We start from the raw sequence: 243 nt of genomic DNA on the forward strand, positions 1-243 counted from the left end.
GATATTCTGAGACGGAACCGGAGTTATTCCAAGGCGATCGAGCCTTACGAGAAGGTGGTACGGGCCAAGCGAGCGGATGAACGTGTTTTGCTTGCCTTGGCCGAATGTTATTGCCGCACGAATAATTATAAATTGCTGGATCAGATAACCGCTTTGTTGCGCGATCAAGGACGGGACAAAGTGGCTTTGCAAAAGATAGAGCTCCGGGCCTTGATACAACAGAAACGTATGGATGAGGCCGAG

Annotated in this window: 1 protein-coding gene; it reads left to right on the forward strand. The window is 49.8% G+C overall.

Annotated elements, in window-relative coordinates; genetic code table 11:
* Positions 1–243 (forward strand): hypothetical protein (locus tag NE609_RS17410; protein ID WP_256153251.1); only part of this gene is annotated, 243 nt, incomplete at both ends.

This window comes from Anaerotruncus sp. DFI.9.16 (assembly GCF_024461615.1).
Taxonomy (GTDB): Bacteria; Bacillota; Clostridia; order Oscillospirales; family Ruminococcaceae; genus Anaerotruncus; species Anaerotruncus massiliensis.